Below are 22,639 nucleotides of genomic sequence, written 5' to 3' on the forward strand. Positions count from 1 at the left end.
CGTCTCGGGCGCCTCGCAGGCCAACGGCGCCGCGGTGAACATCTGGGACTGCAACGGCCAGGCCAACCAGCGCTGGACCTCGAACGCCGCCGGTGAGCTGCGCGTCTACGGCAACAAGTGCCTGGACGTGAGCGGTAGCGGCACCGCCAACGGCGCGACGGTCCAGATCTGGGACTGCAACGGCCAGAACAACCAGAAGTGGCGCCTGAACGCCGACGGCACCATCACCGCCCTCGGCGCGAACAAGTGCCTGGACGTGTCCGGCTTCGGCACGGCCAACGGCAGCAAGGTGCACATCTGGACCTGCGCCGGCGGTACCAACCAGAGGTGGACCCGCGTCTGAGGTCTCCCGAGGACGGCGGTCCCGCGTTCACGCCGCAGGCGTGACAACGGTGTCCGGCGCGGGCCTGATCGCCCGCGCCGGAACACCGTGCGGACCCGCCCGGTGACGATGGCACAGAAGTTTCATACTCATTCGGTCCGCGACCGGGGTCCCGGCGGCTCGCCCGTTCGCGCGAGCCCGGCCGCGCCGATGCCGTCACACATCCTGAACAGCGCTGATTCGTGAACCACCGGTCCTGCGGCGGAACGCTCGGCTCCGCGCCCCTCTACACATGTCCTAAATATCCGAAATAAGAATGCTTGACACCATTCTTATGTAGGCTTATTTTCCTACAGAACCGACTTGATGATCACCGAACGGCCGTTCCCGGTCTCCCGCACGCCACGCGTCGTTCACCGGGGAGGCGCGCCTTCCGCCCCGCGAGCCGGACGCGGGCCGGGGGCCGGGCCGTCCGCCGACGGTGAACGGCCGGTGAAGAGCGCCGGGCCCGGCATGACCCCCATCGCCGCTAGGAGATCCTCGTGCACCACTCCCCCCACCGAACGGCGCCGGGATCGCCCTCGGACGATCCCGGCGGCGCGACACCGGCCGGCACGACCGTGCCGTCGGACGGGCCGCCGGACGGGCCGGCCCCGTGCTGAGGATGACCGGCATCGGCAAGAGCTTCCTGGGCGTACGGGTCCTCGGCGGCGTCGACCTGGAGGTGTCCGCCGGCGAGGTGCACGCCGTGGTGGGGGAGAACGGCGCGGGCAAGTCGACGCTCATGAAGATCCTCGCCGGCGTGCACGCCCCGGACGAGGGGACGATCGAGATCGACGGCCGGGGCGTGGTGTTCGGGCACCCGGTCGAGGCGCAGCGGGCCGGGGTGGCGATCATCTACCAGGAGCTCACCCTGCTGCCGGAACGGACGGTGGCCGAGAACGTCTTCCTCGGCCGCGAGCCCGTCCGGCGCGGCCTGGTCGAGCGGGGCGCGATGGAGTCGGCGACGGCCGAGCTGCTGAGCTCGCTGGGCGAGGAGTCGTTCGGGCCGCGCGACCTCGTCCGGCGGCTCTCGGTCGCGCAGCAGCAGGTCGTCGAGATCGTGAAGGCGCTGTCGCTGAACGCCCGGATCGTGGTCATGGACGAACCCACCGCCGCCCTGGCCGACCACGAGGTGGAACTGCTCTACGCGCTGGTGCGGCGCCTGGCCGGGCGCGGCATCGCGGTCCTGTACATCTCCCACCGGCTCCGTGAGATCTTCGAGCTCGCCGACCGGATCACCGTGCTCAAGGACGGTGCCCGGGTCACCACGGCGCGGGCCGCCGACCTGGACACCGCGACCGTGGTCCGCCTGATGGTCGGCCGGGAGCTCGACTCCTACTACCCGCCCCGGGCGGCCGATCCGCCCGGACAGGTCATGCTGAGCGTGCGCGGCGGCGCCAACGCCGCCCTGCGCGACGTCGACCTCGACCTGCGGGCGGGGGAGATCACGGGGGTGGCCGGGCTGCAGGGCTCGGGCCGCAGCGAACTGGTCAAGGCGCTGTTCGGCGCCGAGCCCTTCACCCGCGGCGAGATGACCCCCTGCCGCCCCCGGTCGGTCCGCGAGGCCATCGACGCGGGGATCGGCCTGGTCACCGAGGACCGCAAGGCCGAAGGACTGCTGCCGCGCCAGAGGGTGCGCGACAACGTCCTGCTCGTCGCCCGCGCCGTCCGGGGACGCCGGCCCGCGATCGAGCGGCTGCTCGACCGCGTGCGGCTCCACCCCTCGCACCTGACCCGGGAGGTGAGGCTGCTGTCCGGCGGCAACCAGCAGAAGGTCGTGCTGGCCAAGTGGATGACGGTCGCGCCACGCGTCCTGCTGCTCGACGAACCCACCCGCGGCGTCGACGTCGGCGCCAAGGCGGCGATCCACGAGCTGATCCGCGAACTCGCCGCCGACGGCACGGCCATCCTCATGATCTCCTCCGAGCTGCCCGAACTCATCGGCATGAGCGACCGCATCGTGGTGCTGCGGGAGGGCCGCGTCGCCGGGGAACTGCCCGCAGGCTCCACCGAGGAGGCCGTGATGGCCGTGGCGGCCGCGTCATGACCCGGCAACTGGAACTCCGGCGCGCCCCGGCCCCCGGGTCGCTCCTGCGGCGGATGACGGCCGACCGTCCCGCCCGCCCCGTCTACGTCGCGCTGGTCCTGCTCGTCGGCCTGGGCTGGCTGCTGTTCGCCCTGGACGGCGGGTCGTTCCTCGGCCTGGAGAACATCGTCGGCATCCAGCAGCGCTCGGCCGCCCTCGGCATCGTCGCGGTCGGGCAGACCCTGGTGATCCTGGCCGGGAGCCTGGACCTGTCGGTGGCCTACCTCATCAGCCTGACCTCGCTGGTCGCGGCCGAGATCATGGCGGGCGCCGGCGCGAACGTGCCGGCCGCGATCGCCGCGGTGCTGGCGGTCAGCGCGCTGACCGGGCTGGCCAACGGCCTGATCGTCACCAGGCTCCGGGTGCACGCCTTCATCGCCACGCTCGGGGTCGCGCTGATCATCAAGGGTGTGCTGGACCACCGCTACGACGGCCCGGCGGGCAGCGTGCCGGAGTCCTTCCGGCATCTCGGCTACGACCGCATCGGACCGCTGCCGGTGTCGGCGCTGCTGTGGGCCGCGGTGGCGGTCTGCGCGTGGCTGCTGCTCAGCCGGACCCGGCTGGGATACCGGATCCACGCGGTGGGCGGGGACGCCGAGGTCGCCCGGCTGTCGGGGATCCGCACCGGGCGGGTCGTGATCATCGCCCACGTGCTCTGCTCGGTCTGCGCCGGGATCGCCGGGCTGCTGCTGGCCTCCCGGCTCGGGGCCGGCGCGCCGACGGTCGGGACCGACGGCGGCTACGACCTGGAGTCGATCGCCGCGGTGGTCCTCGGCGGCACCGCCCTCGCCGGCGGCCGCGGCGGGGTCGCCGGGACCGTGGGCGGCGTCCTGCTCCTGGCCGTCCTCGACAGCATCTTCAACCAGCTGGAGATCGACTCCTTCGCCAAGGACGTCGTGCGGGGCGTGGTCCTGGTCGCCGCCCTGGCGATCTACGCCCGAAGGGGGCGGGCCGCATGAGACGCGCGCTGCCCATCCTCGCGGTGCTGGCCGGACTGCTCGTGGCGATCGCGGCCGTCAACCCCCTCTTCCTGGAGCCGCCCACCTTCCTCGCCTTCGTCAAGCGGGCCGCGCCGCTGGTGATCCTCGCGGCCGGGCAGTACTTCGTCATCGTGTCCGGCGAGTTCGACCTGTCGGTCGGCTCCCTCGTCACCGCCGAGGTGGTGATCGCCGCCCGGCTCATCGACGGCTCGGCGGAGGCCACCTGGCCCGTGCTGGCCCTGCTGATCGTCATCGGGCCGCTCGTCGGGCTCGTCAACGGGGTCGTCACCACCCTGCTGCGCGTCCCGTCCTTCATCACCACGCTCGGCATGCTGCTGATCCTGTCGGGCGCGGTCTTCCTGTGGACCGGCGGCGCGCCCCGCGGGGCCCTGTCCGAGCAGTTCCGCGAACTGGGACGGGGGAGCGCCGGACCGGTGCCCTGGTCGGTCCTGATCCTCCTCGCGCTCGCGGGCCTCGCCGTCGCCGTCATGCGCTCCGGTTTCGGCCACACGCTCGTCGCGACCGGTGACAACGACCGGGCCGCGGCCCTGTCCGGTGTCCGCGTCGCCCGGACGCGCACCGTGGCGTTCATGATCTCCGGGCTGTCGGCGGCGGTCGCCGCCGTCCTGCTCGGCGGCTTCGCCGGCGTCTCCGCGCAGGTCGGCCAAGGCCTGGAGTTCCAGGCCATCACCGCCGTCGTGCTCGGCGGCGTGGTCCTCGGGGGCGGCCGCGGTTCCGTGGTCGCCGCGATGGCCGGCGCCCTAACCCTGGAGGCCCTCTTCACCCTTCTCAACCTGCACGGCGTCTCGGGGGCCCTGGAGCCCGCCGTGCAGGGCGTGATCATCATAGGCGCGGTGGCGCTCGGAGCCGTGAGGCTCCCGCGCAGGACGACCGCGTCCGTCACCTGAAAGGACCACAATGCGCACACCCTCGCGGCGACTCCTCGCCGTCGCCGCGCTCATCGCGCTGACGCTCTCGGCGGCCGCGTGCACCAGCGACACGCCGGCGCCCGCCGCCACCGCCGCCACGTCCTCCTCCGCCTCCTCCTCGGGCGCCGCCGCGCCGGACAGGGGCACCGGGGCGCAGTCGAAGTTCTTCGTCCAGGCCGACTACGACGCCCAGATGGCGATGCGCCAAGCGCAGCCGACCGGCCCGTCGGACAAGCCGTGGGAGCAGAGCATCGACCCCGAGCCCGTCGACACCGCCGCGTACAAGAAGGCGGGCCCGTACCACCTGTGCTTCTCCAACGCCGCGGTCAACAACCCCTGGCGGCAGGTCGGCTGGAAGACCATGCAGGCCGAGGTCGCGCTGCACAAGGAGATCGGGCGCTTCACCGCCCTGGACGCCGAGGGCAAGGACGACAAGCAGATCTCCGACATCGCCGAGCTGCAGGAGAAGGGGTGCGACGCGTTGATCGTCTCGCCCAACACCACGGCCACGCTGACCCCGGCGGTGTCCGGGGCCTGCCCCAAGGTGCCGGTCATCGTGTTCGACCGCGGGGTCCAGACCGACTGCCCGGTCACCTTCATCAAGCCGATCGGCGGGTACGCCTTCGGCGCCGAGGCGGCCGAGTTCCTCGTCGGCAAGGTGCCCTCCGGCGGGAAGGTCCTCGCGCTGCGCATCCTGCCCGGCGTGGACGTGCTGGAGACCCGGTGGTCGGCCGCGAAGGTCGCCTTCGACAAGAGCGACCTGCAGGTGGTCGGCGTCGAGTTCACCGACGGCGACGCCGCCAAGACCAAGAGCATCGTCAGCGACTACATCCAGCGCCACGGCAAGATCGACGGTGTCTGGATGGACGCGGGCGCCACCGCCGTCGCGGCCGTCGAGGCCTTCGAGGACGCCGGTCTGCCCGTACCGCCGATCAACGGCGAGGACCAGCAGGACTTCCTGAAGAAGTGGAGCGACGCCAAGCTCACCGCGATCGCCCCGACCTACCCGACCTACCAGTGGCGCACGCCCGTGATCGCGGCGCTGAGGATCCTCAAGGGCGAGCAGGTGCCGAAGGTGTGGAACCTTCCCCAGCCGACGATCACCCAGGAGAACCTCGCCTCCCGCATCACGCCCGGCCTGCCGCCGCTGCACTACGCCCTGTGCGGGTGCGAGGACCTGCCCGGCTACCCCGCCAAGTGGGGCGGCACGTCGTGATCGGCGTCAACACCTGGGTCTGGGTCTCGCCGCTCACCGACGAGGCGCTGGCCGCCCTCGCGCCGCGGATCGCGCGATGGGGGTTCGACGTCGTCGAGCTGCCGGTCGAGCACCCGGGCGACTGGGACCCGGGCAAGGCCGCGGCCCTGCTGGGCGAGCTGGGGCTGCGGGCGTCGGTCGTGCTCACGATGCCGCCGGGGCGCGAGCTCGTCGGCGCCTCACCGCAGACGATCCGCGCCACCCAGGACTACCTGCGCCACTGCGTGGACGTCGCGGTGACCGTCGGCGCGCCCGCGGTCTGCGGGCCCGCCTACGCCTCCGTCGGGAGGACGTGGCAGATGAGCCCGCGGGAGCGGCGCGCGCTCTACGCCGAGCTGCGGGAGAACCTGAGACCGGTCCTCGACCACGCGGCCGAACGCGGCGTCCGGATCGGCGTCGAACCGCTCAACCGGTACGAGACCAGCCTTCTCAACACCGTCGAGCAGGCGCTCGAGGCCCTTCCCGAGGACTGCGGGATCGCCCTGGACACCTACCACATGAACATCGAGGAGAAGGACCCCCTCCGGGCCGTCCGGCTCGCGGGCCCCAGGATCGCGCACGTGCAGGCGTGCGGGACCGACCGCGGCGCCCCCGGCGGCGACCGCTTCGACTGGCCCGGCTTCGTCACCGTCCTGCGCGGCGTGGGCTACACCGGCCCGCTGGTGATCGAGTCCTTCACCGCCGACAACGCCGTCATCGCCACCGCAGCGTCCATCTGGCGTCCCCTGGCACCCAGCCAGGACGCCCTCGCCACCGAAGGGCTGGCTTTCCTACGCACCCTGACCACCTGACCCCCCCTCCCAGGAGACCCCCCCATGCGAAGATCACACCTGCTCCCGGCCCTGGCCACGGCCCTGTTAGGGCTGTTCCTGTTCACGGTGCCACCGGTGGCGAACGCCGCCGCGCCCCAGTTCAAGGTCCTGCTGTTCTCCGAGACCGCCAGCGGCGCCTACCGGCACGACGCCATCCCGGCCGGCATCGCGATGTTCCAGCAGCTGGCGGCCGACAACAACTTCCAGGTCGACCTCAGTGAGAACTCCTCCGTCTTCACGTCGGCGACGTTCAACACCTACGACGCGGTGATCATGCACCAGACCAGCGGCATGGTCTGGGACAACGACGCCCAGCGTCAGGCGTTCCAGTCCTACCTGCGCAGCGGGCGCGGTGTCGTGGCGATCCACAACGCCACCGACATGAACATCGAGGCGCAGTTCCCCTGGTGGGACCAGGTCGTGATGGCCGGGGCTCACATGACCGCGCACTCGGCGACCGTGCAGGGCACCGCCAAGGTGGCCGACAAGGTGCACCCCTCCACCGTGGGACTTCCCGACCGGTGGACGCGCACCGAGGAGTGGTACAACTTCGACAAGAACATGCGCGGCTCGGTGCACGTGCTCGTGACGGCCGACGAGACCACCTACGACGCCGGCCCGAACAAGATGGGCGCCGACCACCCGATCTCCTGGTGCCACAACCCCGAGGGCGGCCGGGTGTGGGCCACCGCCATGGGCCACCAGGCCTCCTCCTACTCCGAGGCCAACTTCAAGCAGCACCTGCTGGGCGCGGTGAAGTGGGCGGCGGGCGCGGCGCCGGGCGACTGCGGCGGCACGGTCGCGGCCCGGTTCCAGAAGGTCACCCTCGACGGCGCGCCCGACCAGCCGATGGAGCTGGACGTGGCCGCCGACGGCCGGGTCTTCTACATCTCCCGCTCGGGCAAGGTCAACCTGATCCCCGCGGGCGGCGGCGGCACGCGCGTCATCGGCACCCTGCCGGTGTACGACGGCGGCGAGGACGGCGGCATCGGCCTGGCCCTGGACCCGAACTTCGCGGCCAACGGCTGGATCTACCTCAACTACTCACCGGCGAACGGCGGCGAGGTGAACCGGGTCTCGCGGTTCACCTTCAACGGCACCAGCCTCGACCTGTCCAGCGAGAAGAAGATCATCGAGGTTCCGGCCTACCGCAACGTGGACGAACCAGGCCACACCGGCGGCTACCTGGCCTTCGGCCCGAACGGCAACCTGTACATCGGCCCCGGTGACGACACCAACCCCAACGGGTCCAGCGGGTACACGCCGATCGACGAGCGTTCCGGCCGGCAGCACTTCGACGCCCAGCGGTCCTCGGCCAACACCAACGACCTGCGCGGCAAGATCCTCCGTATCCACCCCGAGCCCGACGGCACCTACACCGTTCCCGCCGGCAACCTGTTCGCGCCGGGCACCGCCAAGACGCGGCCGGAGATCTACGCGATGGGCTTCCGCAACCCGTTCCGGTTCTCGGTCGACAAGACCACCGGCTGGATCTCGGTGGGCGACTACGGCCCCGACGCGGGCAGCGCCAACGCCAACCGCGGCCCCGAGGGCACGGTCGAGTGGAACCTGATCAAGCAGCCCGGCAACTACGGCTGGCCGTACTGCGTCGGCAACAACATCCCGTTCAACGACTTCAACTTCGCCAACAACACCTCGGGGGCGAAGTTCAACTGCTCGGCGCCGGTCAACAACTCGCCCAACAACACCGGCCTGACCAACCTGCCCCCCGCCCAGCCCGCGAACGTCTGGTACAACTACCACGTCTCGGCCCAGTTCCCCGAGATCAAGTGCTGCGGCGGCGCCGCGGCGATGGGCGGCCCGTTCTACCGCTACAACGCGGCGAGCACCTCCGACCGCAAGTTCCCCCAGTACTTCGAGGGCACCCCGTTCTTCTACGACTGGAGCCGCAACTTCGTCAACGAGTTCCGCCTGGACTCCTCCGGCAACCTCCTGAAGATCAACCCCTTCGTGGCGCAGATCGCGCCGCGCGCGCCGATCGACATGAAGTTCGGCCCGGACGGCGCCCTGTACATGGCCGACTGGGGCAACGGCTTCGGCCACGCCAACACCGACGACTCCATCTACCGGATCGACTACGTGGTCGGCAACCGCGCCCCCGTGGCCAAGATCATCGCCACCCCCGACTCGGGCGCCGCGCCGCTCACGGTGGCGTTCTCCTCCGCCGGTTCGGCCGACCCCGACGGTGAGGCGATCACCTACGCCTGGGACTTCGGCGACGGCGGGACCTCCACCGCGGCCAACCCGTCCCACACCTACACCTCCAACGGCACCTACACCGTCAGGCTGACCGTCCGGGACTCGAGCGGGAAGACGGCGATCGCCACGACGACCGTCGTCGTCGGCAACACCCGTCCCAAGGTCGTCTTCTCGGCCCCGCCCGACGGCGGGTTCATCTCCTTCGGCGACCGGGTCTCCTACACGGTGAACGTCACCGACCCCGAGGACGGCACCGTCGACTGCACCAAGGTCAACGTGATCACCGCGCTGGGCCACGACCAGCACGCCCACGACACCGGCCAGTACACCGGCTGTTCCGGGACGGTCACGACCACCGCCTCCGGCCACGACGAGGCGTCCAACGTCTACTACGTGCTGGCCGCCGACTACACCGACTCGACCGGCCTGAAGGGCAACGCGGGGATCACCCTGAACCCCAAGCACAAGCAGGTCGAGCACTTCTCCGGCTCCTCCGGGGTCCGGGCCGTCGACGAGGCCGGGGCCGAGGGCGGCAGGCGCATCGGTGACGTCTCCAACAACGACTGGGTGTCCTTCACACCGGTCAACCTGTCCGGGATCGACTCGGTGTCCTTCCGCGTCTCGGCGCCGTCCAGCACGGGAGGGTCCATCGAACTGCGCGCCGGCTCGCCGACCGGGACGCTCGTCGCCTCCGCCGCCGTGACGGCGACCGGGGGATGGAACACCTACGCGTCCCTGCCCGCGGCGCGGGTCACCGACCCCGGTGGCACGCGCGTCCTCTACGTGGTGTTCAAGGCGCCGACGGCCGACGCGTTCGACGTCGACTCCATCACCTTCAACGGCAGGGGCGTCGGGCAGGGCGACGGCAACCCGACTCCCACCCCGACCCCCACCCCGACGCCTTCGGGGAACGCCCTGAAGGGAGTGGCCTCGGGCCGGTGCCTGGACGTCAACGGCGCCTCCCAGACCAACGGCGCCGCGGTGAACATCTGGGACTGCAACGGCCGGGTCAACCAGCAGTGGACCTCCACCTCCGCGCAGGAGCTGCGGGTCTACGGCAACAAGTGCCTGGACGTGACCGGCGGCGGCACGGCCGACGGCACCGCGGTGGTCATCTGGGACTGCAACGGTGGCAACAACCAGAAGTGGCGCCTGAACGCCGACGGAAGCGTCACCGCCGTCGGCGCGAACAAGTGCCTGGACGTCTCCGGCGCCGGTACCGCCAACGGCACCAGGGTGAACATCTGGACCTGCAACGGCCAGAACAACCAGAAGTGGACCCGGGGATGACCGCGATGTGACGCGCCCCCGGAGCCGGCCCGCCTTCCGGCGACCGGCTCCGGGGGACGTCCCCGGGGACGACCCGGCGACCGGCTCCGGAGGAGGCCCCGGGGCGACCTTTGCCATATGACGACGCTCGTCCCGGCGTCACCGCGTGACCAGGGGGGATGACACCCTGCGGACCGGCCGGGAGCGGTCCGGGCCGATCAGCGGGCCCGACGGCCGGCAGGTCCCGGGCACGGGTGCGCGGCGGGGCCGGACCCGCCGTCACGGCGTGCGCCGCCCCGACCGTCGCCTGCAACCGGAGCCCGCCGATGGACGTGTCCGCTGTCGTCTGGTGGTTCACGATCGCCGGCATCGCCGGTCTGCTGCTGTTCGACTTCGTCTTCCACGTGCGCAAGGCGCACGTGCCCACCCTGGGCGAGGCCGCCCGCTGGTCGGCCGCCTACGTCGGCGTCGCGCTCCTGTTCGGCGTCGGCGTGTGGGTCTTCGGCGGGTCCGCGACGGGGATCGAGTACTTCGCCGGTTACGTGACGGAGAAGGCCCTGTCGGTCGACAACCTGTTCGTGTTCCTCATCATCATGTCCAGCTTCAAGGTGCCGCGCGCCGACCAGCAGAAGGTCCTGCTCTTCGGCATCGTCTTCTCCCTGATCGCCCGGGCCGGTTTCATCTTCCTGGGCGCCGCGCTGATCAACTCGTTCGCCTGGGTCTTCTACATCTTCGGCCTCATCCTGCTCGTCACCGCCGGCAACCTGCTCAGGCCCGAGGGGGAGGACGGCCACTCCGCCGACAACATCATGGTCCGCCTGGCCAGGAAGGTCTTCCACACCTCCGACACCTACGACGGCGACCGGCTGTTCACCGTCCAGGACGGCAGGCGCGTCATGACGCCCATGCTGCTCGTCATGGTCGCCATCGGCGGCACGGACATCCTGTTCGCACTGGACTCCATCCCGGCCATCTTCGGCCTGACCCAGAACGTGTACGTGGTGTTCACGGCCACGGCGTTCTCGCTGCTCGGCCTGCGCCAGCTCTACTTCCTCATCGACGGCCTGCTGGACCGCCTCATCTACCTCACCTACGGTCTCGCCGCGATCCTGGGCTTCATCGGCGTGAAGCTCATGCTGCACGCGCTGCACGAGAACAACGTGCCCTTCGTCAACGACGGCCGGCCGGTCCCGGTGGTGGAGATCGACACCGGCCTGTCGCTGAGCGTGATCATCGGCGTCCTCGTCGTCACCGTGCTCGCCTCGCTGTTCAGCCCCAAGGGAAGGGCCCAGAACGCCGTCTCGGCGGCCCGGCGCCACGCCACGGAGTACCTGGAGGTCGAGAACGACCCCGCCCGCCGCGAGGAGCTCTTCGCCGCGCTGGTCCACGAGATCGAAGTGATCAAGAAGCTTCCCGAGAAGTACCGGGCGAGGATCCGCGAGGAGGAACGGCTGATGGCACTCCTCACCAGGGCGAAGGAGGCGCATGACGCCTCCCCGCCCTCCTGACCGGCCCCGCGGCCGGGGGCGGCGAACCCCGGCTCACCGTCCCCGCGGGTGCGCCGCCGACCGTCGGGCCAGTTCGGTCTCCAGGGCGTTCAGATAGCGCTCGTGACCCGCGCGGAGCCTGCCGGCGCCGAAGACCAGGGAGACGAGCGGGCCCGCGAGACTCTCCCGCATCGTCACCCTGGTACGGCCGCCGGGAAGGGCCTGGAGCACCTGCTGGTCGACGGCCCTGTACCCGAGGACCACGCCGCTCCAGGTGAGCTCGCGTCCGGGGGCGACGACGGCGAACCTCGACGTGATCCTCACCGGGCCGAGCCGCCAGCGGAAGGCGGCACCGGGGGTCATCTCGCCGAGTTCCAGGACCTCGTACCCGGGTGCCCACGCCGGCCAGTTCCCGAGATCGGCCAGCACCTCCCAGACCTCGGCGGGGGTCGCGTCGACGACGACGCCGGACTCGGAGGTGACGGGGGCCTCGGCGTCGATCCGGCCCCAGCCTCGCGCCGGCCGTCTTCGAGGACAGCGTCGCCGGCCTGGAGGCGCTCGCCGAGGCCTCCGGCACCACCCTGGCCGACGTGCTGGACCTGATCACCGAGCAGACCATCGCCTCGACCGCGTTCATCGACATGGTCAGCGCGCCGCCGGACCCCGACCCCCGCATCATCGCGGTACGCGACCGCGTGGCGAGGGTGCTGGAGAGCGGGCTCCCCGAGGCCCGGCGCGTCGGCCACGTCCGCGCGGACGTGACGGTCGACGACCTGGTCCTGGCCGTCGGCGTGCTGGCCGGTCTCCTCGCCAGGATCCCGGCCCCCGAGCGGGCCGGGACCGCCGAGCGGGTATGGGGACTGCTCCGCGGGGGAATCGAGTCCTGAACGGGGCCGTCCGGGCAGGCGGGTGACCCGTGCCCTCCGGTGGCCGGCGACGGGCGATCGGTGACCGGGGCCGGAGGTCCCGGGGGGTGAGGACTTTCGCCCGTACAGGGGCGTGAGCGCCCGCGGTGGGATGGACGTGAGGGGGAGGGGCCACGGCCCGCCCGTCACCGGAGTCCGCGACGGCGCGCCCCGACGGCGGCGTCCGCGGCCCGGACCCCGCGGGCACCGACCACTGTGACGAGGACGAGACGATGAACACGGGCAGGACTGACGGCCGGTCTCCGGCCGTTGCCGGTCGCGGGCCGGCGTCGATGCTGGCGCTGGCCACACTGGGCTTCGCGGTCAACTTCTGGGCGTGGGCGCTGCTCAGCCCCCTGGGGCCGCGGTTCAAGGAGATACTGAGCCTGTCGGCCTCCCAGCAGGCCCTCCTGGTCGCCGTCCCGGTGATCGTCGGCTCGCTGGGCCGCATCCCGGTCGGCGTGCTCACCGACCGGTTCGGCGGCAGGGTGATGTTCCCGCTCATCTCGGCCGTCACCATCGTTCCCGTCCTGTTCATCGGCCTGGCCGGGCAGGGCTCGCTGGCGGCGTTGCTGGTGGGCGGGTTCTTCCTGGGGATCGGCGGGACGGTCTTCGCCGTCGGGGTGCCCTTCGTCAACGCCTGGTTCCCCCCGCACCGGCGCGGGCTGGCCATCGGCGTCTTCGGGGCGGGCATGGGCGGCACCGCGATCAGCGCCCTGACCACGGTGAGGCTGGTGGAGTCCGGCGGCTCGGCGACGCCGTTCGTGATCACCGCGATCGCGCTCGCCCTCTACGCCGTCGTCTCCTGGCTGGTCATGCGCGACGCGCCGGGACGCACGATCCCGTCGCAGCCTCTGGCCGCGCGCCTGGCCGCCACCGTCAGGCTGCCGATCACCTGGCAGGCGTGCGTCCTGTACGCGGTCGCCTTCGGCGGCTACGTCGCCTTCTCCGTCTACCTGCCGGCCTACCTGCAGACCGCCTACGGCCTGGAGCAGGCCGACGCCGCCAACCGGATGGCGGGCTTCGTCCTGCTGGCGGTCCTGATGCGTCCCGCCGGAGGCTGGCTGTCGGACCGGATCGGGCCGCTGCCCGTGCTGACCGCGGTGTTCGTCGTGGCCGCCGTCGCCGCCGCCGCGCAGTCCTTCACCCCGGCCCTGATGCCGGTGGGCACGATCACGTTCCTGACCATGGCCGCGGCGCTCGGCGCGGGCAGCGGGGCCACGTTCGCGCTGGTCGCGCAGGTGGCGCCGGCCGACAAGGTGGGTTCGGTCACCGGCCTGGTCGGCGCCGCGGGCGGTCTGGGGGGCTTCGTCCCACCACTGGTGATGGGCTTCATCTACGGGCGGTTCGGCTCCTACGCGCTGGGCCTGGCCCTGCTGGCGGTCGTCTCGCTGCTGACCGCGGCGCTGACGACGACCGTGGTCCGCAGGGCCGCCCTGCGCAGGGCGGCCGCGGTTCCCGGATCCTGAAGTCCGTCACCTCGCCCGAACCGGGGTGCCACGACGACCGCCGGAACGGGAAAGTCATGGAGCCGGGCCTTTCGCCCTCCCCACAGGTCAGGCCCACCGGTCCCGTCCGGGCGGCCTGAGCCGGGCGCCGGAGCCGATGATCGGCCCGGCGCCGGCCAGGCGCATCCCCGCTCCGGCGCAGCAGAACGCGCCGCAGGGGCGTTGCCGTAGAGATGGACGGCGAGAATCTCCTCGGCAGGGGCGTCCACCGGGACGGTGCAGGCGCTGTGCGGCTCCCGGTCGTGCGAGAGCGCGCAGAGTCGTGGATCAAGACCGGCGAGCTGACGGGAATGCCCACGGAGTACCCCCTCGACACGGGTGCCGACGGGAACCCGGACCAGGGCGTCTGCGTCAAGGTCCTGTGACAGGATCGCGGAATGCTGCGACTCACCGATTTCATCATCGACTGCCCGGACACGATGAAACTGGCGGCCTTCTACGCTGAGGTGACGGGCCGACCGATCAAGGAAGGCAGCGACGAGAACTGGGCCGGCATCACGTTCGGCGAGGTCGAGCTGGCCTTCATCCGGGTGGAGGAGTACCGCGCTCCGCGGTGGCCCGACAGCGAGCACCCCAAGCAGTTCCACCTCGACTTCGAAGTGGACGAGATCGAGTCCGAGCAGCGCCGCGTCCTCGGCCTCGGCGCGATGCTGCGGCAGGACTTCATCGGCCCCGGCGGCTACGGCTGGCGGATCTACACCGACCCGATCGGCCACCCCTTCTGTCTGTGCCGCAACAAGGGCGTCGTCTGGACCGGCCAGGGCCCGGTCTGGCCCAAGCGCGGCTAAGAGCTGCTAACAGAATGAGCTGAAACGACGCCAGCAGATCAGGGCACAGCCGAGCTTGGGAACTTCTCATGGATGGCGGCAGGGACCTCCCAGCGGATACGCAGCCGACGGAAGGCATGCGGAAGGCGAGGGCTTGCTCGGCCACCCAGCGCTGTTCGCCCAGACCGGAGCCGTGATCGGCGAGCACGACCTCGGGTCGCTACCAGGGACGGCCGCGCTTGCCGCGCACCTTGGGGATTGCCTGCAGCAGCGGCACCAACGGGGTGCATCGTTGCGGTCGCCCCCGGCGAGGATCACCGCGAGTGGGATGCCGGTCGCGTCAGTGATCAGATGGTGCTTGCCGCCGGCCCGTCCGGACACGGTCGGCAGCCTACTCGATCACCACGTCCCGCCGTGGCGGCGGAGACGGCCCTCCGGGCGGCGCACCGGTGAACGGAAAGTGAATTGTCGATACGTTGTGACTACCTCGCTCCGTCCTGTCGTCGTTAATCACATAATTCAATTACATCCGCTATTTCGCAGCGGTACGGGGCGAGTTTTCGGGGAATCACATGAGGCGTTGGATCGGTGTCGGGCTGGCGCTCCTCCTCGGCGTCGCCGTGGTGGCGGCGGTCGTGGCGGGCAACCGTGACGGCGCGGAGACGCAGGAGCTCACCCTGGTCCGCGGGGTGATCGGTTCGGAGAAGAAGCCGTTCTTCGACGATCCGAGGGTGCGGAAGGTCTTCGCCGGGCGCGGCCTGCGGGTGGAGGTCGACACCGCCGGATCGCGGCAGATCGCGACCACGGTGGATCTGGGGAAGTACGGCTTCGCTTTCCCCTCCAGCGCTCCGGCGGCCGAGAAGATCAGGCGTGACCGGGGCGCCGCCCGCACGTTCGCGCCGTTCTCCTCGCCCATGGCGATCGCCACGTTCACCCCCATCGTGGACGTGCTCACCGGGGTGGGTGTCGTACGGGACTCCGGTCAGGGTTACCACGTACTCGATATCCAGAAATATTTGGATATGGTGGCGAAAGGTGCCCGATGGGATAAATTGCCAGGAAATACCGCTTACCCGGCGCGCAAGCGCGTGCTGCTCACCACCACCGACATCCGTACCTCCAACTCGGCGGCGATGTACCTCTCGATCGCCGGTTACGTGGCCAACGGCGACGACGTGGTCACCTCCGCCGAGCGGGGCACCAAGGTGGCCAGGACTGTCGCGCCGCTCTTCCTCGACCAGGGCTACTCCGAGACCTCCACCGAGGCGCCGTTCGAGGACTACCTGTCCCTCGGGATGGGCAAGACGCCCATGGTCGTGATCTACGAGGCGCAGTACGCCTCGCGCCTGTTCGCCGGGGACGGCTCGATCCGCCCCGGCATGCGGCTGCTCTACCCCTCGCCCACGGTCTTGAGCAAGCACACGCTCGTACCGCTGAGCGCACAGGGCGGCGAGGTCGGCCGTCTCCTGCAGGAGGACCCCGAACTCGGGCGCCTGGCGGCCCTGTACGGCTTCCGCACCGCCGACGCCAGGGCGTTCGACGACCTCGTGGCGAAGGCCGGGGCCCCGTTGCCGCCCGGCCTGGTCGACGTGGTGGAGCCCCCCGACCACGACCGGCTGGAGGGCATGATCTCCGCGGTCGAGACGCTCTACCGGTCCGGAGCGGTCCCCTCGTCCACCCCCTGACCTCACCTTTTCAGCGCTTCGAGGAGAGACCACCGTGAGCGATCTCATGCTCAGCCCACCGGAACCCGTGGCCAAGGTGCCCGCGGAGAAGGCCGCCACCATGCTGCCGGTCCCCGAAGGGCGGGCCGAGGAACTGGCGCGCAAGGCCGAGGGCTTCGCCGAGGAGCTGAGCGGCCTGGATCCGAGGTCGCCGGAGTTCACCCGGAAGGTGAACGACATCACCTCCATGGGCGACACCGAGATCCGGGCCTCCTCCCAGGTGGCGAACCGCATGCTGAGGCGCCCGGTGGCCGCGCTGGCCTCGGCGAGGGGCGAGGGCAAGGACGCGCAGGCGGCCGTGGCGGGGCAACTGGTCGCGCTGCGCCGCACGATCGTCGACCTCGACCCCAAGCAGACGTCCGGCCCCGCCAGGAAACTGCTGGGAATCATCCCGTTCGGCGACAGGCTGCGCGACTATTTCGCGAAGTACCGATCGGCACAGAAACACCTCGACGACATCGTCCGCGCCCTCAAATCCGGGCAGGACGAGCTGCGCAAGGACAACGCGGCCATCGAGGGGGAGAAGACCAACCTCTGGGAGTCGATGAAACGCCTGCAGGAGTACGCCTTGCTCGCCGCCGCCCTCGACGCGGCGGTGGAGGAGAAGATCACCTACGTCGAGGCGGCCGAACCGGAGAAGGCCACCGCCCTGCGCTCGGACGCGTTGTTCGGCATCCGGCAGAAACACCAGGACCTGCTGACCCAGCTCGCGGTGTCCGCCCAGGGATATCTCGCGCTGGACCTGATCCGCAGGAACAACCTCGAACTGATCAAAGGCGTTGACCGGGCCTCCACGACGACGGTCGCGGCACTGCGCACGGCCGTGACCGTGGCCCAGGCCCTCGCCGGCCAGAAACTCGTGCTCGACCAGATAACGGCGCTGAACAGCACCACCTCCGACCTGATCGTGGCGACCAGCGAGATGCTGCGCACGCAGGCCGCCGACATCCAGACCCAGGCGGCGTCGACCACGGTCGGCATGGACGCGCTGCGCAAGGCGTTCGACAACATCTACTCCACCATGGACATGATCGACACGTTCAAGGCCAAGGCCGTCGAGAACATGGCGATCACCGTGGACAGCCTCACCGTCGAGCTGGACCACGCGCGCACGTACCTGGAGCGCTCACAGCGGGGCGACGAGCAGGGGAGCATCCGATGAGCGGGGAGCACCCGATGAGCGGGCCGGTACCCGGCGCGAAAGCGGGTGCGCCCCGGGCCGGGCGGGCGCCCGCCGCACGCTCGGGCGCCCGTCCTGTCCGGCGGGCGCTCGCCGCGCTGGCCCTGCTGGTGGCGTCGGCCGCGTGCGGCGGGGCCGACACGCCCGCCACCCCCGACGGCGTCGCCGGCGGCGTTCCCGACGGTCCCGACGTGCTCCGCGTCCTGGCGGGAAGCGAGGTCGCCGATCTGGAACCGCTGCTCAGGCAGGCCCAGGACGCCGTCGGCGTACGGGTCGCGCTGTCGTACGCCGGAACGCTGGACGGGGCCGACCAGGTGGCGAGCGGCGGCGCCGACGGGCGCCACGACGCGACGTGGTTCTCCTCCAACCGCTACCTGTCACTGATCGACGGGGCGGCCGCGCGGCTCTCGACCCAGACCAAGGTCATGGTCTCGCCCGTGGTGCTCGGGCTGAAGGCCTCCAAGGCCCGCGAGCTCGGCTGGGACGCCAAGACCGTCACCTGGAACGACATCGCCTCGGCCGCGAGCGCCCGCAGGTTCACCTTCGGCATGACCAGTCCCGCGGCGTCCAACTCCGGATTCTCGGCGCTGGTCGGCGTGACGGCGGCACTCTCCGACGCCGGCGAGGCACTGCAGGAGGCCCAGATCGCCTCGGCGACTCCCAGGCTGAAGGAGTTCTTCTCGGCGCAGACGCTCACCGCTGGCTCCTCCGGCTGGCTCGCGGACGCGTACGCCAAGGAGGGCGCGGTGGACGGGCTCGTGAACTACGAGTCCGTGCTGCTCGGCCTCAACGCCTCGGGAAAACTCGCCGAGAAGCTCACGCTGGTCTACCCGGGCGACGGGGTGGTGACGGCCGACTATCCGCTGACGCTTCTGAGCTCCGCGCCCCCGCGCAAGAAGGAGCTGTACGGAAAGCTCGCCGCCTGGCTGCGCACGCCGGAGATCCAGCGGGAGATCATGACCACCACCCACCGCAGGCCCATCGTCCCCGAGGTCGCGCCGGACCCGCGTTTCGGGACCGCGTCGCTGGTGGAACTGCCCTTCCCCAACCGGCGTGACGCGGCCGACGAGCTGATCGGCGTCTACCTCAACCAGGTGCGCAGGCCGTCGCGGACCCTGTTCGTGCTGGACACCTCCGGTTCGATGACCGGGGAGCGGATCGTCGCGCTCAGGCAGGCGCTGACCGCCCTGTCCGGCGCCGACACCTCCGTCAGCGGATCGTTCTCGCGCTTCCGTGACCGCGAGACGGTCACGATGATCCCGTTCAACACCGGCCCCGGCACCCCGCAGACCTTCACGCTGCCCGAACGCGATCCAGGGCCGGTGCTCCAGCGGATCCGCTCCTACAGCGAGGGGCTGCAGGTCGAGGGCGGCACCGCGATCTTCGACGGCCTGCGGGCCGCCTACGGGCAGGCGGCGTCTGCGTCTGCGTCTGCGTCGAAGGACTTCACCTCCATCGTGCTGATGACGGACGGCGAGAACACCGACGGCAGTTCCTATGATGACTTCGCCGCCTACTACGCGTCGCTGCCCGTGAAGTTCAGGACGTTCGTCGTGCTCTTCGGCGACAGCGACGTCGAGGAGATGAGGCGGATCGCAGAGCTCACCGGCGGGGCGACCTTCGACGCCCGCCAAGGATCGCTGGCCACGGCCTTCAAGGAGATCCGTGGCTACCAGTAGCCCGAGAGGACGGATCCTCGCCTACGCCGGGTCGACCAGGAACATCGCCGGGTGCGTCCTGGCCCTCGCCGGGGTGGTCCTGGTCTTCCTCGGCGTCGCCGGAACGTACTGGCCCGTCGTGGTCGCCGGGCTGTACGGCGTCGGGGCGCTGCTGGCCCCGGCGGACCGGATGAGGCTCACGATCTCGCACGCGGAGGTGGAGTCCGGGCGGCTGCGCGCCGACCTGGACACCCTGCTGGGCAAGGTCGGCGGGAACCGGTTTCCCGCCGACGTGGTGACGAGGGTCGGCGCGCTCGCCGACGTGGTGCGCGACATCCTGCGTCGGGCGGACACGCTCACCGCCTCACCCGACCACCTGCACGTCGTGTCGCAGACGATCAGGGACTACCTGCCCTCCAGCCTGGAGGCGTACGCGAACCTGCCCCGCTCCTACGCGCTCACGCGGCGCGGCGAGCGGGAGCACAGCGCGCACGAGGAACTGCTCGCCCAGCTCGACCTGCTGGAGGTCCAGATGCGCAAGGTGGCCGAGTCGGTCCACCGGGGCGACGAGCAGGCCCTGCGCGACCAGGGCAGGTTCCTCCAGGACCGGTTCGGCGGTTCCGGCCTGGATCTCTGACCCGATCGCTCGACGTCTCTGCGTCTCTGCGTCTGCGGTGGCGCGGAGAGGCCGTCGCGGTCACGTCCCGCCAGGTCTCATGCCCCAGGGCACGGCCGGTCGCCCGCAGCGGACATCCGGTGCCGACGCGCGCGGTGAGCTCGGCCCGCAGGGCGGCGAGCTCGGCCATGCGCGCGTCGACGACCTGGATCCTCTCCTCGAACAACGCGGACAACGCCCGCGCGGCGTCCGGCGCCTCGCTCAGTTCCTGGCCGTGCCGTGCGATCTCCGTCGGCGTGAACCCGAGGGTCTGCGCCGTGCGGACGTAAGGCTGTTAGTGCGACGTTCCTCAAAGCAGGTAGGTAAAACGGCGTCGGCGGCGACGAGGCTCGGGAGCCGGGCGGCCCCAGATCCAGGGGCGGGCGCGGGCGTTGAGCTGGGTGGTGGTCACGGCGGTGGCGTAGGCGATCTCGTCAGGGTCGGCGAAGGTCTGCCCGGCCCCCGGCTGAACTGGCGCTCGGCCAGGTCCGCGGCGGTGGGTGTCTGCTGAACAGGTCGGCGGCGCTTGTTGCCGGGCAGGCCTTTGATGCCGGCGCGGTGCATCAGCATGGTCACCGCGCCGTGTCCGACCGCGATACCGCGCCCCATGGTGAGTTCGGCGTGTACCCGCGGGCCGCCGTAGACGCTGTTGGAGGCGGCGTGCACCTGCCGGATCTCGTCGGTCAGCCAGGCATGCCGGAGCGTCCGGGCTGAGGGCGGTCGGTTGCGCCAGGCAGAAAAACTGACTCCGACACGTTCATGATCCGGCAGCAGACCTGGATGGGAGCCCTTCGGCGGCCATCACCGCGATGGCCTCGAACCGCCTCTTGGGGGCACCGCCTCTCTCAACAACTCGGCGGCGCGCCTGGTCACGGCCAGCTCGGTGTGGCCGGAGGAGGTGATGCCGGGTTTCTGACCGGTGTCGATCAGCTCCTGCTCGCGCCAGTTGTAGATCGTCTGGTCGCTGATCTGTAGATCGAAGGCTGCTTGCCGCACGGTTCGGCCGGCCTTCAGCAGGTCCAGGAGCTTGCGGCGGAACTCAGGGGGATATCTCTTCGACATGCCGACCTCTCGAAGGGGCGTAGGCATGTAGCCAATCGAAGCGACTCCACGAAAGCCGGAGTACATCAGACCGCAAGAGCCGCCGTAACGTTCGCCACCGAGGCGGACATGTGGGCAGTGCCGGGCCGTCGACGTGGAAGGGAACCCGTGAGCTCGCCGGAGGATCGATTCGCCGCACTGTTCGAACGCGCCCATCAACCGTTGCTGGCCTATGCCCTGCGACGGGTGGCCGATCCAGCGGACGCGGCCGACGTGGTGACCGAGACGTTCCTGGTGGCCTGGCGCCGCCTGGAGGAGGTACCCCAGGGGGACCAGGCGCGCCCGTGGCTCTTCGGGGTGGCGCGCAAGGTCCTGGCCAACCTCCATCGCGGGGAGCGCAGGCGGCACGCGCTGGCCGAGAGACTGCGGGCGTCCCTGTCCGACGTGGCACCCCAGGACGACACGGCGTTCTCGGCGGTCGAGGTGGCCATGAGCCGGCTCACCGACGACGACCAGGAACTGCTCAGGCTGCTCGCCTGGGAGCAGCTGAGCCGTGACGAGATCGCGCTGGCCCTGGCCGTGTCACGGGCCGCGGTCCGCGTACGCCTGCACCGCGCGCGGGGCCGCCTGGTGAAGTCGCCCCGCGATCCCCGACCCGGTGGCGTTCCGCTTCAACGAGGACGTGTACGTGGCGCCACGGTCACAGGTGCCCTCGTCGGCGACCCTGCTGAACCCGGCCACGCCGCAGGACGTCGCCGTGCGGGAGCTGGAGGGAGGTCTCGGCGACTGGGTGGACGGGCTGTACTCCCGCTGCTTCTCCGAGACCGAGGCCGTCGCGTTCACCAAGGCCCAGATCAAACGGCTGGGACTGACGGGCTGGCGGATCGAGGTGTTGCCCGCGGACTCGCGGGACGACGACCAGCCGTGCGCGGACGCGGACCTCGACCCCGGCCACAACACGGTGAGCGTGCTTCCCCACCGCATGAGAGACCACAGCGTCAGGAACGCCGGCACGGTCGACCCGTTCGTGTACGAGCTGCGTGACGCGCTCGTTGAGGGCGTCACCTCCCGGTGTGTCGGCCTGCGCCAGGCGGAGCAGGTGACCAGACGAGCCCTGGGGACGCGGCATCACTGGCCCCTGACCGTGCTGCCCGACCCCACGGCCTCCTGCACCCGCGCCGACCTGCAGGTGGGCGGCAGCGTCCAGGTCACGCTGCGCGGCCCCGAGGTCGCCAATCCGTAGCCCCTCCTCCTGGAGGATCTGTCGTGCCCCGACGCCTACGGAATCGGAAACATGTAGTCCGGCCCGTGCCACTCGGAAGGGATCTCCTCGATCAGCAGATCGGAGAAGATCAGGGTCAGGTCGTGGGCGTTGGTCTGGATCCGGACCTCGTGGAAGTCGATGCCGACGGCCGCGGCCCACTCACGGGCGGCCGGCGAGTCGGTGACGAGCGTCATCCCGGGGTAGAGGCACTGCCAGTTGACGCCCCAGACGTATCCGTCGAGGTCGGCGCCGGTCCCGTGGGTGATGAGCCGATCGTCGAGAGACGCGCGCCAGACACCGGCCGGCACGGTCGTGGCGCAGTCGGCCCGCACGCAGTGGCGGAACAGGTAGCGCAGCGTCGACGGCGCGATCCCGCTCCGCGGGTCGGTGGTCATGTGGATCACGACCTGGTAGTCGCGCATGTACCCCGTGAAGCCGTGGCGAAGCAGTGCCCCGTCGAAGACGTCGTCCAGGGCCTGCCGCAGTCTCACCGGATCCATGACGCAGTTCTACCTGACGGTGCCCTTCGAACGGC

Annotated in this window: 21 protein-coding genes and 3 pseudogenes; 18 read left to right on the forward strand and 6 right to left on the reverse strand. The window is 70.8% G+C overall.

From position 1 onward, the window contains the following. From AB0G16_RS24385 to AB0G16_RS24420, 8 genes are all read left to right on the forward strand, one after another. The coding region (locus AB0G16_RS24385; protein ID WP_362809136.1) for an RICIN domain-containing protein at positions 1–343 on the forward strand (343 nt) is incomplete at its 5' end. Positions 344–986: 643 nt separating this feature from the next. Beyond that, positions 987–2,411 (forward strand): sugar ABC transporter ATP-binding protein, encoded by a 1,425-nt coding sequence (locus AB0G16_RS24390; RefSeq protein ID WP_362809308.1) that lies wholly within the window; start codon positions 987–989, stop codon positions 2,409–2,411. Beyond that, positions 2,408–3,409, forward strand: coding sequence for an ABC transporter permease (locus tag AB0G16_RS24395; protein ID WP_362809139.1), 1,002 nt, complete (start codon positions 2,408–2,410; stop codon positions 3,407–3,409). The genes AB0G16_RS24390 and AB0G16_RS24395 overlap by 4 nt, the downstream gene beginning before the upstream one ends. Further along, positions 3,406–4,338 carry an ABC transporter permease gene (locus AB0G16_RS24400; RefSeq protein WP_362809142.1) on the forward strand — a complete coding sequence of 311 codons (933 nt, stop codon included), beginning with the start codon at positions 3,406–3,408 and terminating at the stop codon, positions 4,336–4,338. Before AB0G16_RS24395 ends, AB0G16_RS24400 begins: the two co-directional genes overlap by 4 nt. Before the next feature lie 10 nt (positions 4,339–4,348). Continuing rightward, positions 4,349–5,575 (forward strand): substrate-binding domain-containing protein, encoded by a 1,227-nt coding sequence (locus tag AB0G16_RS24405; protein ID WP_362809144.1) that lies wholly within the window; start codon positions 4,349–4,351, stop codon positions 5,573–5,575. Further along, positions 5,572–6,405 (forward strand): sugar phosphate isomerase/epimerase family protein, encoded by an 834-nt coding sequence (locus tag AB0G16_RS24410; RefSeq protein WP_362809147.1) that lies wholly within the window; start codon positions 5,572–5,574, stop codon positions 6,403–6,405. Before AB0G16_RS24405 ends, AB0G16_RS24410 begins: the two co-directional genes overlap by 4 nt. A gap of 24 nt (positions 6,406–6,429) precedes the next feature. Then, complete coding sequence (locus tag AB0G16_RS24415; RefSeq protein WP_362809149.1) at positions 6,430–9,936, forward strand: ThuA domain-containing protein; 3,507 nt, start codon at positions 6,430–6,432, stop codon at positions 9,934–9,936. Positions 9,937–10,241: 305 nt separating this feature from the next. Next, complete coding sequence (locus tag AB0G16_RS24420; RefSeq protein WP_362809151.1) at positions 10,242–11,423, forward strand: TerC family protein; 1,182 nt, start codon at positions 10,242–10,244, stop codon at positions 11,421–11,423. Between the two features lie 33 nt (positions 11,424–11,456). Here AB0G16_RS24420 and AB0G16_RS24425 read toward each other — a convergent pair whose 3' ends face one another. Beyond that, a complete protein-coding gene (locus AB0G16_RS24425) occupies positions 11,457–11,903 on the reverse strand; it encodes an SRPBCC family protein (RefSeq protein WP_362809311.1) in 447 nt (148 codons plus the stop codon). A gap of 89 nt (positions 11,904–11,992) precedes the next feature. On the opposite strand from AB0G16_RS24425, the gene AB0G16_RS24430 reads away from it, so the two are divergent. The 4 genes from AB0G16_RS24430 to AB0G16_RS24445 all read left to right on the forward strand — a co-directional run bounded on the left by AB0G16_RS24430 (position 11,993) and on the right by AB0G16_RS24445 (position 14,603). Further along, positions 11,993–12,289, forward strand: coding sequence for a hypothetical protein (locus tag AB0G16_RS24430; protein ID WP_362809154.1), 297 nt, complete (start codon positions 11,993–11,995; stop codon positions 12,287–12,289). A 251-nt stretch (positions 12,290–12,540) separates the two neighbouring features. Next, on the forward strand, positions 12,541–13,776 hold the full coding sequence (locus AB0G16_RS24435; RefSeq protein ID WP_362809157.1) for an MFS transporter: 1,236 nt from the start codon (positions 12,541–12,543) through the stop codon (positions 13,774–13,776). 281 nt (positions 13,777–14,057) lie between these two features. Then, on the forward strand, positions 14,058–14,180 hold the full coding sequence (locus AB0G16_RS24440; RefSeq protein WP_362809160.1) for a hypothetical protein: 123 nt from the start codon (positions 14,058–14,060) through the stop codon (positions 14,178–14,180). Positions 14,181–14,192: 12 nt separating this feature from the next. Beyond that, positions 14,193–14,603, forward strand: coding sequence for a VOC family protein (locus tag AB0G16_RS24445; RefSeq protein ID WP_362809163.1), 411 nt, complete (start codon positions 14,193–14,195; stop codon positions 14,601–14,603). A gap of 6 nt (positions 14,604–14,609) precedes the next feature. On the opposite strand, the pseudogene AB0G16_RS24450 reads toward AB0G16_RS24445, so the two are convergent. Then, a pseudogene (locus tag AB0G16_RS24450) lies at positions 14,610–14,954 on the reverse strand (IS5/IS1182 family transposase); the annotation flags it as partial. Between the two features lie 200 nt (positions 14,955–15,154). Here AB0G16_RS24450 and AB0G16_RS24455 point away from each other — a divergent pair. The 4 genes from AB0G16_RS24455 to AB0G16_RS24470 are packed head-to-tail and all read left to right on the forward strand — an operon-like array spanning position 15,155 to position 19,781. Further along, positions 15,155–16,267: a hypothetical protein gene (locus AB0G16_RS24455; protein ID WP_362809166.1), complete on the forward strand. Its 1,113-nt coding sequence runs from the start codon at positions 15,155–15,157 to the stop codon at positions 16,265–16,267. Between the two features lie 34 nt (positions 16,268–16,301). Further along, positions 16,302–17,468: a toxic anion resistance protein gene (locus tag AB0G16_RS24460; RefSeq protein ID WP_362809168.1), complete on the forward strand. Its 1,167-nt coding sequence runs from the start codon at positions 16,302–16,304 to the stop codon at positions 17,466–17,468. After that, a complete protein-coding gene (locus tag AB0G16_RS24465; protein ID WP_362809171.1) occupies positions 17,465–19,165 on the forward strand; it encodes a VWA domain-containing protein in 1,701 nt (566 codons plus the stop codon). Before AB0G16_RS24460 ends, AB0G16_RS24465 begins: the two co-directional genes overlap by 4 nt. Continuing rightward, positions 19,152–19,781 (forward strand): hypothetical protein, encoded by a 630-nt coding sequence (locus AB0G16_RS24470; protein ID WP_362809174.1) that lies wholly within the window; start codon positions 19,152–19,154, stop codon positions 19,779–19,781. The genes AB0G16_RS24465 and AB0G16_RS24470 overlap by 14 nt, the downstream gene beginning before the upstream one ends. A gap of 190 nt (positions 19,782–19,971) precedes the next feature. On the opposite strand, the pseudogene AB0G16_RS24475 reads toward AB0G16_RS24470, so the two are convergent. The 3 genes and pseudogenes from AB0G16_RS24475 to AB0G16_RS24485 all read right to left on the reverse strand — a co-directional run. Then, positions 19,972–20,046 (reverse strand): annotated as a pseudogene (locus AB0G16_RS24475) (hypothetical protein); the annotation flags it as partial. 161 nt (positions 20,047–20,207) lie between these two features. Then, entirely contained in the window at positions 20,208–20,573 is a 366-nt protein-coding gene (locus tag AB0G16_RS24480) for an IS3 family transposase (RefSeq protein ID WP_362809314.1), read from the reverse strand. A 27-nt stretch (positions 20,574–20,600) separates the two neighbouring features. Beyond that, positions 20,601–20,888, reverse strand: a complete 288-nt coding sequence (locus AB0G16_RS24485; protein ID WP_362809177.1) for a transposase — start codon at positions 20,886–20,888, stop codon at positions 20,601–20,603. Between the two features lie 81 nt (positions 20,889–20,969). Between AB0G16_RS24485 and AB0G16_RS24490 the strand changes: the two are divergent. Continuing rightward, a pseudogene (locus tag AB0G16_RS24490) lies at positions 20,970–21,416 on the forward strand (sigma-70 family RNA polymerase sigma factor); the annotation flags it as partial. Positions 21,417–21,498: 82 nt separating this feature from the next. After that, entirely contained in the window at positions 21,499–22,083 is a 585-nt protein-coding gene (locus AB0G16_RS24495; protein WP_362809317.1) for a hypothetical protein, read from the forward strand. Positions 22,084–22,118: 35 nt separating this feature from the next. Here the strand turns inward: AB0G16_RS24495 and AB0G16_RS24500 are convergent, their stop codons facing one another. Further along, positions 22,119–22,604 carry a hypothetical protein gene (locus tag AB0G16_RS24500; RefSeq protein ID WP_362809180.1) on the reverse strand — a complete coding sequence of 162 codons (486 nt, stop codon included), beginning with the start codon at positions 22,602–22,604 and terminating at the stop codon, positions 22,119–22,121. Positions 22,605–22,639: the final 35 nt, after the last annotated feature.

Origin of the sequence: Streptosporangium sp. NPDC023615, assembly GCF_040640155.1 — a bacterium.
In the GTDB taxonomy this organism is placed as follows: domain Bacteria; phylum Actinomycetota; class Actinomycetes; order Streptosporangiales; family Streptosporangiaceae; genus Streptosporangium.